The organism is Microbulbifer sp. GL-2 (assembly GCF_007183175.1).
Taxonomy (GTDB): Bacteria; Pseudomonadota; Gammaproteobacteria; order Pseudomonadales; family Cellvibrionaceae; genus Microbulbifer.
The window spans coordinates 4776604-4788852 of the sequence record NZ_AP019807.1; the positions used below are offsets into that span (position 1 = coordinate 4776604).

Genomic DNA, 12249 nt, shown 5'->3' on the forward strand with positions numbered 1-12249 from the left:
AAATACGCCAAATGTTATTTAGTACGCCTCAAACCAGAAACCATCAGCAGGAATGCAAAACCCCACAATTTATGTGATGCACTAGCTGCCAGCCGCTACATTCACATTATTACAATCAATTATTGTACACGGATAACTTGGAGGGCTGACAGACAATAGTATTTCAACCATTTTTTAACGCTTTTGCTCCGGTTCTAATTTATGCCTACTCTCCATTAATTTTCTGGGTCCTCTGCAAACTGCTATTTCAGCCCTACCGCCCTTTACCCATACACCAAGGGCACCGATACAATGATACTAACACCCCGGTTGGTAGCCATTCAGGAAAATCGGCCTTTGTAAGGGGCTAACTGTAAAACAGTATCTAAATTACAGCCATTAGCTTTAATGGAGATCACAGAGACCAGGAGAATTGAACCGGCTATTCAAGATAGATTCACAGGCTGTCTCTGTCAGAATCAGAGCAATGTCAAACATTTGGTGACGGTATACTGGGGTCATTTACCCAATAACACCCAGAAATTAGCTTTAAAAAATCCCAATTGATTTCATGATATTTGAAAATGGTGAAAGCAAAAAATCATTTTACATTACGACATATCCATACCAAGTACCCCTTTATTTTTTTACGTTTTTCGACAACAATCTGAACTGATCTTTATCCACTCAGAGAATAATAATGAAGGATGTTCTGATTATTGGCGGCGGCCATAATGGCCTAGTCTGCGCCTGTTATTTAGCCAAAGCGGGAAAAAAAGTAACAATTCTGGAGCGTCGGTCAATTGTTGGCGGAGCTGCAGTTACTGAAGAGTTCCATCCAGGGTTCAGAAACTCTGTAGCGAGCTACACTGTAAGCCTGCTGAACCCGAAAATCATCGAAGACCTTAACTTGTATGAGCACGGCCTGGAAATCAAGTTACGGCCGCAGTCAAATTTTTTTCCGCTTTCAGGTAACGAAAACCTCTCCTTTCATAAGAATCTCGCAGATACACAGGCAGAGGTCGCCCGCTTCTCAGAAAGGGATGCAGCCACCCTGCCCGACTTTTATGCCATGCTGGGAACTGTAGCGGATATTTTACGAGAAGAATTGCTACGCTCTCCCCCCAACGTGGGTGGCGGGTTTGCGGATTTGATTCGTGCTGGTAGCTTTGGCATGAGGGCTAAAAAGCTCAGTATGGCAGCCCGCCGTGATGCACTGGATCTGTTCACCAAGAATGCCACCAGCGTGCTGGATGCCTGGTTTGAAAATGACCATGTCAAAGCTGCATTCGCCTTCGACTCTATCGTCGGCAACTATGCCGCACCCAGCACCCCCGGCTCTGCCTATGTATTGTTGCACCATGTATTTGGCGAGGTAAACGGCGAGAAAGGCGCCTGGGGCCATGCCATGGGCGGTATGGGTGCTATCACCCAAGCCATGGGTAAAGAAGCGAAGCGCCTCGGAGTCACTATTCGCACAGATGCCGAGGTTAAAGATGTTTTGATAGATGGCGGTCGCGCTACTGGAGTGCGGCTAAGCAGCGGGGAAACCGTTACCGCCAGCAAAGTAATCGCCAATGTTGGACCTAAATTGCTCTACTCCCAGATGATTGACGAACAGCATCTAGAGCCGGAGTTCCAGCGGCGAGTACGCGGTTTTAGGGTGGGTTCAGGCACCTTCCGTATGAATGTGGCTCTGTCCGAGCTGCCAGATTTCACTTGCAAGCCCGGAACTCACCTACAGCCACACCATCAATCGGGAATAGTCATTGGTCCCACCATGGATTACTTGGAGCAGGCCTATGTGGATGCGACACAATACGGCTGGTCGAAGCAGCCCATTGTAGAGATATTAATCCCCTCCACCATCGACCCCTCCCTGGCCCCCGAGGGCCACCATGTCGCCAGCTTATTCTGCCAGCAATTCGCTCCAGAACTATCGGACGGCAAAAGCTGGGACGACTATCGAGAGCAAGCGGCGCAAACCATTGTCGATACCGTTACCAGCTACGCTCCCAATTTCCGTGATGCCATCATCGCGCAGCAAATTCACTCGCCACTGGACCTAGAGCGCAAGTTTGGTTTGATCGGTGGCGACATCTTCCATGGCGCCCTGGGGCTGGACCAACTATGGAGTAACCGCCCCTTTATGGGTTTTGCGGATTACCGCACACCGATCCAGGACTTGTACCTCTGTGGCTCCGGTACTCACCCTGGAGGTGGGGTTACTGGAGTGCCTGGTCATAACGCTGCAATGGAGATTCTGAGAGATAAATAAGACTGGCTCGCACTGATCTTATAAACCCAGTGCGGCCACTATTCACAATAGTGCTCAGGTCATGATTAACCACTCAAGAAATTAGTGGGTATAGACGTTATTTGAGTGAGTGCCTGCACTTGCAGATTGGCAAGTGCAGGGGCCATAATGGGAGAGCGCTGACAGCCTGTATGATCTATGTAGATCTTAATCCTAACTGGACCACTATACAGCAGCCTTATAAGACTATGGTTGCGTCAAGCTAACGAATACTGATGGCATGGTGAGTTACCCCACCATACCAACAGCCGTCCCAGTAAACAAAACCCAATCAAATTAAAGATTCAGTTACTGTAGCGAAATAGCAGTCAACTCAGAGCCAGCGATATACAGGGTTCCGTCATCACCAAGACTTAAGTGCCCGGAAGATTCAAAACTCCAGTCCAGCTCCTGAGTACCTATATTAATGGCATAAGTATGTGAGGAACCCCCAACAAAAATATGCGTTCGGGTTACCACAATATTTGAAGTTAACAACGTTGGCGCCTCCCAGGCCCACACTTCGCTCCCGTCTTCTTCATCAATAGCTTTCAAAATGCCAGACTGCAAGGCGTAAATAATTCCACCACTAGAAGCTGGCTGCCCTGAAAATCCAGCAGAAGTTTTCTCCCACAAAATGTTGCGTTTATCGAGATCAAATACAACTAAAGAGCCCGATTGAATTGCCAGGACATGGTTATATCTAGTCAAAACTGTAGCCAAATTTACACTGTATCCTCTCCAGTCAAAATTAGGATATTCAATGTTATAAGCCAATTCACCAGAATCACGATAAAAAACTTGTAGATCAGTAATAAATGCATATACATACTCTTCATCTACAGCTGGGGTAAAATCTTCATAACGAGCTGTTGATGTAAACCAGGACTCCGATCCATCACTCAGAGCAAATGAGTAAAGTCCTCCGTAATACCCCCCCGCAGTATAAATCCCTCCATCATATACAGTTGGAGACATATAAGTTGTCCACTGATTTTCATATTTAGTAGCAAACAATAGTGAGCCATCATCTATGTCAAGCCCTCGTATAAAGGAATCCCCATGACCACCAGTTTGAAAAATGACTTTTCCACGGTCATAAGCTGGGGGATTTATAGAATGTATACCATCATAAACGCGCTCCCATGCCAAATCTCCCGTGCTTGTATCCAGAGCAACAATTCTATGCTCAGCAAAATAGGAATCATTAGATGCGAAGACCTTACCATCAGCCACCACTACCGGGTGTAACTTCGTCATATTAGGTAATGTCACGGACCAATGGTGAGAGAAATTATCTACATCTAGCTGTAGCGGTGTATAACCAGTATGCGCTGCTCCGCCTTGATATGTCGCCCATACCACAGGTAAGGGGTAACTATTGCTATCAATAGGTGAAGTATCTGAGAAGAACTCTTCAACATTTGTAAAAGAATCAAAATCTTCATCATTTGCTGCATCGTCAGCATCAATGGGGTCTAGCGCATAAAGCACTTCCCATCCATCCCGCATATGATCGCCATCAGTATCAGCAATAATTGGAGATGTACCATAGGTATTCGACTCTTCAAAATCCGAAAGGAAATCACCATCAGTGTCTATATCTATTGGGGAAGACCCCAAGGCATATTCTTGCAGATTGGTCAGGCCATCAGCATCAATATCACCAACGCTATCATCTGCCAACAAATCCAAACCATACTCGAACTCGTACATATCTCCCATACCATCACTGTCTGTGTCTTCAAGTAATGGGTTTGAGCCGAGTTCCTTCACCTCTGTAAAATCAGTAAGCCCATCGTTGTCACTATCTTGCGCCAATAAACTTGTACCTAATTCCACCTCTGCTGCATCAGACAAACCATCAGCATCTGTATCCGCAACAAAAGGATTAGAACCATAAATCAACAGCTCATCGCCATCGTTAACGCCGTCATTATCAGTATCAGGGTTGTCCGCATGAGTACCAAAGGTGTACTCCAGCAACGCAGATAAGCCATCCCCATCCAAATCAGAGCCCGCATCAGCAACATTCTTCGGATCTAATCCAAAGCCATACTCCCACCAATCAGGGAGTCCATCACTGTCAGAGTCAAAATCAGGTATAACATCAACAAATTTACCTCGCGCATCTAGCTTGGTAAAACTACTTAAGTCCGCCGTAACGCTATATAGCCCGTCCCATGCTGTAGCAGCAACTAACTCCCCATTACTACGAATATTTAGATCATTAAATGTCTGGCCAACGAATAATGTTTTTTGCAGAACCCCACCAGCCGTAAACTGATGTATCTCACCATTCCAGGTGGCTGAAAAAATATTACCAGCCTCATCTACGGCAATTGCTTGTGAAGCTTCAATAGGTATATTGGAGAGCAGAACTCCAGACTCCGGATTAAATTTAGAAATCTGGCTACCGCTTAATGCGTAAAGGTGGCCATCTTCGCCAACTGTCAGATCTATAAATGAATCTCCATCTACAAAACTCACAGAACCACTCGCCAAGTCAAACTTTACATACCCTTGACTAGGGCTGCCACTGGTTGACTGATTGGTGACGAAAACTTTTTCTCCAACAGCATCTATACCGCCATAACTCCTAATACTCCAACCAGGCGCTGGATAGTGCTCCCAAAGGTTTGACTCTGGCGTATACACACTTAAATAAGGCTCAAATGTCCCATTGAAAATCGCCACTCTTCCATCATCCAAAATCACCGTATCTTGTGCATATGCGTAATTACCATCTTTTGGATCAGGAATATCGAAACTTTTTATTTCACGGCCATCAACATCAAGTAGGTAAAGCTGATTTTCAAAAATAGAAATTCCAGAGGCTCCCGCTTCAAAAATTGTAGGAAGAGAAACCCCCTTCAGTTCATCAATCAAAATTCCGCAATCGTTAGCTGAGGATTCAATCCTCACATCTAATGTATGGTAACCCTCAGCAATGGGAACAGATATCTTTTCCCATGATGTTTGGGAGACAGATACACCTAATAATTTCTCACCATTTAGCTCAATAACCAATTCGGCATCGTAGATGGAATAGCAGGTAGTCCGAGCTTGAAGTGAAAGCTCTACAGGTAAAAAGTAATTAGTTGTCGAAATACCCCAACTACCCTCGGCAAATAGGCTAACTACCCCATCACTAGCTGATTGAGTAACAATTTGTGGGCTACCTTGTGGAACCCAGCCATCCGGTAACTCTTGATCCTCAAAAGAGAAATAGAATTCATCAATTGGAGAGGGCAAAGATAATTCTACTGTTGGGTCAGAGCCCAAAAGATACTCAACTAGATTAGAAAACGTATCATTATCCAAATCGCTATCGGCATCGGAAGCATCTAACGGATTCAGCCCAAATAGCACTTCCCAGCCATCCGGCATACCATCATCATCTGTATCACTATTAGATGGGTTGGTAAAATAAGTGGTAACCTCGTCAAAGTCTGACAACCCATCCTGATCCGTATCTGCCATCAAAGGCGAACTGCCGGCTAAGAACTCCTCAAGATTATTTAGACCATCAGCATCCGAGTCTTTCAAGGCATCTAGTTTGTCAGTGTCATCCAAACCATGGGTCAACTCCCACCACATTGGCAAACCATCGTTATCGGCATCAGATTCATACCGATAATTTACAATATTCAATTCATTGCCAATTGATTGATGAATTAGTATTACACCATTTTCATCAGCAATGAGGTCTATATAGGTATCGATATCGAGATGCTGTTTAAATAGAATCTCACTAAGGTCATGATTGAAAACTGCTAAAAGATACTCCCTGTCTACCTTAACCAGGCCAACAGCAACACTCTCGCTCCAGGCGAAATCCAGTAGCTGTATCTCTGCGCCCACATCCTCAGATAAAGAGCTCAAATCAAGTGCACTAACGAAGGGGTTAGCAGGGTATCCCTGGATAACACTTCCCTCTCCAGTCACAAATAATTTACCATCCGGTGATTGTGACAGCCATGCACCTAAAGACTCTCCGAAGTAATAATATTGATACCCGGAAAACTCCTTTCTATCACTATCAATATTAAAGCTATTTAAATCTCCATAAGAAGAAGAATAATAAAATCGGCCAGTTTCTTCCCCGTAAAATAGCTCCTTTGGCCTGCTTACCCAATTGTAACTATCTCTAGCCACATAGCTTTTATCAAGCAAGTGATAATTCAAATAAGCGCTATCTAGACCACCTCCAGCAACTGCCACATAGAAATCACCGGCACTTATTAATGCCTTCAGACTCCCCTCAAACGAGGCCACCTCCTGGTTTTTTATGGGTAAAGTTTCACTAAACTCAAGAAGTTTACCATTCTCAAAACTAACCAATACCGAGGATGGATTGGCGACATTAATAGACATCGCCTTACCGTTGCTCTCAAAGTGCCCCAAATGTAAAGGATTTAAATATTTACCAGTTGTCGTATCCCACTTCCAGATTGAGCTGGAATTGTCATCCAGTAAATAAAGCACGTCTCCTCTTCGAGCAATATCATCTACATTTTTGACCTGCACTTGCCCTTGAATATCACAAACACCATTTATGCCATGCCCTGCAAGGTAGCAGGCTGAATCCAGAGGAAATAAATCGAGGCTTAAGCTAGATTCTCCCACAGAAGGATCATATCCATCATTCCATGAGTCGGGCGCGCCATCGAGGTCAGAATCAATTGATGCAGCGCTATCGTTTGGAAATGCATCCTCTCTATTCGGAACTCCATCGCCATCTATATCATCTAATAGCTCAACGAGCTGATACTTACGGCCATGATTTTCAGTATAAGTAATGACTAAGGCCACTTCAGCTAACTGTACTAAGCTCTCAGGAAGTCCAGAATAGGTAGCAGAAAAAAACGCTTCAAAATTGTTATTGTAAGCAACTAAAGAGCTTCTATTATTAGTAACAGACGCTGATAGGGTTACAATCACACTACTATCGGAAAACCCATAATCAAAACTAGTTACTGGGGAACCAATTAAACTCAAATCACTGGCTTCGTAATAATCACCACTACCAAGTAGCACTCCATTACCACCGTTTACAATCAGAATCGGGCCTCTGATAGTGTAATCACCATGGTAAGGAGATTCCCCTTGGACACCTATAGTACCGTTCGACTGAGAGATTTCCTCAAAATGTATATCATTAGGGAATGTGCCGTCTCTAAAATGATAAAGCCGGCTATTTACATCGTTCCAAGCGTAATATTGAGAATACCTATTCAGATCCTTGCTATCTAACAAACTCCCATCCTTAGACAAGACATGATGTGAGTTCCGAGCTCCCAGACCATCTTGAACCAATAAATAATTGCCCGCTTCCGCTAGTCCGGTTGCACCAACAGGCATCTGAATGAGGTCAACTATTTTTTCAGGTGTATCAATTGAAAAATATCGGATCCAGCCATCACTATAAGCAAGATATACTCTCTTATGCACATCATGGTAACGTACAATCTCGGGATTTTGATTATCAACTACTAGATCAAATTTTCCAGTGAAGTTTAGAGTCTCTGAACTCCACTGGTAAAAATCATAAACCCCATTTTCAGAAAACCCGAGATATATAACACCATTCGCATCAGAAAATACTTCATCCAAAGCTAGTGTATCGGTCAGAGTAGCGAAACAGATCTCCCCATCACCTTCATTTATCCGGGAGCACAACGCATCAAGATCGTAATGGTCAGCATTATCACCAACACCGTCACCATCCAGATCTGATGACTCTGTTTTATCCCAAGGGAATGCGTCGTTCTCGTTTTCTACGCCATCATTGTCAATATCATTGTCAACGTCATTGGGGGTACCATCCCCATCTAAGTCGGCTCCGATAGCTTTGATAATGGAGTATTTTGGTTTACCCCCCCAGGCTGAGATCTCTCTTGAACTGTCATATTGACGTGTTTCATGAATAAGGAGCTTAACTAAACCACCAACTTTGAGAGGAGTTTCAGTGCCTGAAGACTCGGGATCAAAGGTGTTGGGCACAGGTAGCTCACCAACGTTCAGCCTGGACACAAAGTCGTAATTATCTTGTATTGCCTGCGTGGTACTTGTATCAAGATCTTCGGCAAGGCCATCTAATGCCCCATCTGTTAGATCTGAAACTAACAACTCCAGTACTGTTGAAGTGCTTATATCTGTCTCGTTTTTTAAAGCCCACACAAGAGACGCGGTAGCTTCAGAAGCGGTACGGTAGCTCAAAATACCATCAAGATCGGCCTCATTCCCAAAAGCCACTGGTGGCGTATGAAAAAGGTCTACCTTATCTAGCAGGTCAAAGCCTAACTGACTTTTAACAATCAGGGATTGGGATATCAAAGCATCGGTCAATCCCTGCTTATCTTCGATATTTCCACGCCGGATCAGATCAACTACGATGGTTGTTAGCGGTGTTGCGAAGATATCTTTAGATTTCTCGAGAGCTTCAGATTCAACAATTGTCGACAAGCTAGGAAGGATTGGAGCCATTCCAGTCGTTAGGTCTACCGTGGCATCACCAGCCAAAAATTCAATTAGATAGTAACCATTACCCGGAAGATCTAAGCCTACCTCAGTGAATTTACCTAACTCCGTGGTTTCACCTCTCGTGACAACATCCCCCTTTAAGTCCTCCGCTTCAAAAGAAACTTCATGAATCTTATAAGTGGCAAAACTTAGTGGCCCCTTAACGGCTGCCCCTGAAAGTGAATACGTCACGGGTGGGGGGGCTGGTGGCTCGGGTTCAGGTGAAGAGTCACTGCCTCCTCCCCCTCCGCAACCTAATAAAGCCACAGTGAGACCTGCCAGTATAAGCTTTAAATTAAATGCCGTTGTTCGCGATCCCATATCCCAATCCTTTTCACTCACCAAGCCTGTGTACTTAGTGCGGTAGTACCTGAGCAGCATAAATCGTGGCCTTTTAGCCACTTTGCGCTTCTTTACAATCAGTGGCCGCGAATCATATACAGCTATTAAATGAACTGCAAAACCTAACCTGGAATACGGCACCTTATTATCATTGTGTCTGCCGCGATGTGCGAGGGGCATTCCTTAGTCGTAGGGATTCCGAGTCCGATAAGGGCTATGAGCACCAGCGGGTTGAGGGCAGGATGCAAAAACTGACCGAGACCTTTGCTCTTGATATCACAGTCCCAATTACACCTCGATCCAGCAACGTATTCACGCTGTAATATCAACTGAACAGCCCTAAAGCCTATTACCTCTGGTGGGCGAAGGGTACCGGGATATGCCCAAAGGCTTTGTTTTTTCAGCTGAACCACTATTTAAAGCCGGTAGACTGGAGGGGCCGGCAACTGTATCCGAATAAACGCGAGGTGCATGGGTTACGCAGTTGCCAACACTTTCTTTCCCCCCTGCTAATCTCAGCCAATTCAACAGGAGTGACTTACATGCTGTGTAACTCTTTGCCTAAGCTCCTATCAACTGTCTCGATAGGCTATAGGGAGCAGCATGTCACCTGTTTCTGCGCAGAATCTCTGACAACCAACCAATTGAGGCAAGCGTTTGACTTCCATCTCAATGCTTTCCAATTGGTGGGTGTCGAACATCGTAAGACGCTTGGGGTCATTCAATGGGTGGTATGGGTGCTATCACCCAGGCCATGCTTAAAGAAGCGGAGCATCTCGGAGTCACCATTCGCATAAAAGCTGAAGTTAAGGAGGTGTTGATTGATGGCAATCGCGCTACCAGGGTACGGCTAAGCAGCGGGGAAACCGTTACCGACAGCAAAGTAATCGCTAATGTTGGACCCAAACTACTCTACTCCCAGTTGATTGGCGAGCAGCATCTAGAGCCAGAGTTCCGCCGCCGTGTGCGCGGTTTCAAGGTAGGTTCCGGCACCTTCCGTATGAATGTGGCACTATCTGAACTGCCAGACTTCACCTGCAAACCCGGAACTCATTTACAACCACACCACCAGTCTGGAATAGTCATTGGCCCCACCATGGATTACTTGGAGCGGGCCTACGTGGATGCGACACAATACGGCTGGTCGAAGCAGCCCATTGTAGAGATATTGATACCCTCCACCATCGACCCCTCCCTGGCCCCCGAGGGCCAACATGTCGCCAGTTTATTCTGCCAGCAATTCGCTCCAGAACTATCGGATGGCAAAAACTGGGACGACTATCGTGAGCAGGCAGCGGAAACCATTATCGATACCGTCATTAGCTATGCCCCCAATTTCCGTGATGCCATCTATCGCCGCGTAAATCCACTCTCCGCTAGATTTAGAGCGCCAGTTTGGTTTGATCAGGGGCGACATCCGCCATGGCGCCTTAGGGTTGGACCAATTGTGGGGTAACCGGCCCTTTACGGGTTTTACGGATTACCGTACACCCATTCAGAGCTCGTATCTTAGTCTTTCCGGTAGTCACACGGGAGCTGGGGTTACCGGAGTGCCTAGGCATAATGCTGCGATGGAGATTCTAAGGCACAAGTAGATATATAGATAGAAGCGATCCACGAAATACGAATCACGTTCAGATTCAAATACAGAATAGAGATGCCAATAAAAACCAAAACTTCCATCTCAAAGGTATTGATCATTCTTTATGCTTAGCATAGAAAAATTGAGAATTTAAAGTATTAGCTCTGGGTTGAGCCAAGAGCTAAGGAAAGAGCGCCAAAGGCGCTCATTTCAATCAAAACTAATTTGATATACCACGGACTTTGATAAATATATCATCACCCGGGTTAACTTGCAGTCCATATTGTTTACAATCGTGGGACAATCCATCAACTGTTGCAGTAATTTTCTGGCCAGAAGTTTTATTTTCACAAATAAGCTTGTTTGGTGCCATCCCATTTACATTAACGCCAATTGAATCACTTTCTGCAGCGATATTATAAGAAACAATACCCTTCAATGATGGGTCACCTCCCTCACAATGTTGCTCAAAGCCAGCATGAAGCGAAGTCAAATCCCCATCGTCATCGTAAGAAACCTGATAAACTTCAAACTCTCCTGAGACAGTATTGCAACCACGCCCCTGCCCTGAAAATGAAAGTCCAGGTTTATCAGCACCCTGAAAAGGAAAGCGCTCTGCTAGTAAATAGTTGCCGACTTTAATCTCTTCATCACCAGGTGCAGCTAAATTCAATGTCCAGCTTAAATATGGTTCATTTGCAAGGTTCGAAATAGAAACTGTGATTCCGTTGTCATAGTTTCTCTTGTAAGAAATTTTTGCATTATCGTCATCGTATAGGTAGCTCAATCCCTGACCAATATAGTCGCCAGCCTCACTCTCAAGCTCAATCTGTGACTCAGCTAATACACCTAGTGATATAGATGCAAGAAAAACAGCTATTGAAATGACAGTAAAATTCATCTAGAAAATCCTTCTTTTGAATAAAATTCCACAAAAAATGGAAGATTAGAATACACCAATAATTCTAGAAACTACTTCCGTGATAATTCAATTCAATAGCACGACTGTACCAAATCCAAATTTTACAAGATATCTAATGGAAAAGTTAAACCCATAAATACCAAGACATGGCACAGTCATGAGGGTGCCGCCATAAAATTGGATATAAGTAAGCCGAATAATTCGGCAAAACCAAGCCACCTTATCGAAACACAAAAGATTCCAACTGAATCAAAAGCACTAAAAATATTTATGGAAAATACTCTTGCAGTATCACGCAAAATTAAAAATAAATCAATTTTCACAACTGTATTTTCCTGAAATTTAAACAAGAGTACTACTTATCAGCTTACCAAATACAACTGACCTAGTTTTTAAGAAGCAAAACCTAGATTACCAACATAAGCCCCAAACGCTTACCCACCAGAAATTCCAGTAGGCTCCAATAATTTAACATTTTTCTCGGCCGGGCATTAACAAGAAACACTGCATCGTCAATCTGGCTTTTCGGTAGCTTGACAATTTCCATCCCTTTTAGGAAGGGGCCCCACAACAACCCATTGGTATTTTCGTTTAACCCATGTT

The 12249-nt window shown here is 44.4% G+C and carries 5 protein-coding genes; 2 read left to right on the forward strand and 3 right to left on the reverse strand.

The features are described from left to right. The first annotated feature begins 679 nt into the window (after positions 1 to 679). The gene (locus GL2_RS20620) at positions 680 to 2257 is read left to right on the forward strand and encodes an NAD(P)/FAD-dependent oxidoreductase (RefSeq protein WP_143732603.1); all 1578 of its coding nucleotides are present in this window, start codon (positions 680 to 682) and stop codon (positions 2255 to 2257) included. A gap of 327 nt (positions 2258 to 2584) precedes the next feature. Here the strand turns inward: GL2_RS20620 and GL2_RS20625 are convergent, their stop codons facing one another. After that, positions 2585 to 9142 carry a PQQ-binding-like beta-propeller repeat protein gene (locus GL2_RS20625; protein WP_172621225.1) on the reverse strand — a complete coding sequence of 2186 codons (6558 nt, stop codon included), beginning with the start codon at positions 9140 to 9142 and terminating at the stop codon, positions 2585 to 2587. Between the two features lie 724 nt (positions 9143 to 9866). On the opposite strand from GL2_RS20625, the gene GL2_RS20635 reads away from it, so the two are divergent. Further along, positions 9867 to 10598 carry an NAD(P)/FAD-dependent oxidoreductase gene (locus tag GL2_RS20635; protein ID WP_197736489.1) on the forward strand — a complete coding sequence of 244 codons (732 nt, stop codon included), beginning with the start codon at positions 9867 to 9869 and terminating at the stop codon, positions 10596 to 10598. 346 nt (positions 10599 to 10944) lie between these two features. Here the strand turns inward: GL2_RS20635 and GL2_RS20640 are convergent, their stop codons facing one another. Continuing rightward, a complete protein-coding gene (locus GL2_RS20640; RefSeq protein ID WP_143732605.1) occupies positions 10945 to 11625 on the reverse strand; it encodes a hypothetical protein in 681 nt (226 codons plus the stop codon). A 176-nt stretch (positions 11626 to 11801) separates the two neighbouring features. Continuing rightward, entirely contained in the window at positions 11802 to 11969 is a 168-nt protein-coding gene (locus GL2_RS21595) for a hypothetical protein (protein WP_172621226.1), read from the reverse strand. Positions 11970 to 12249: the final 280 nt, after the last annotated feature.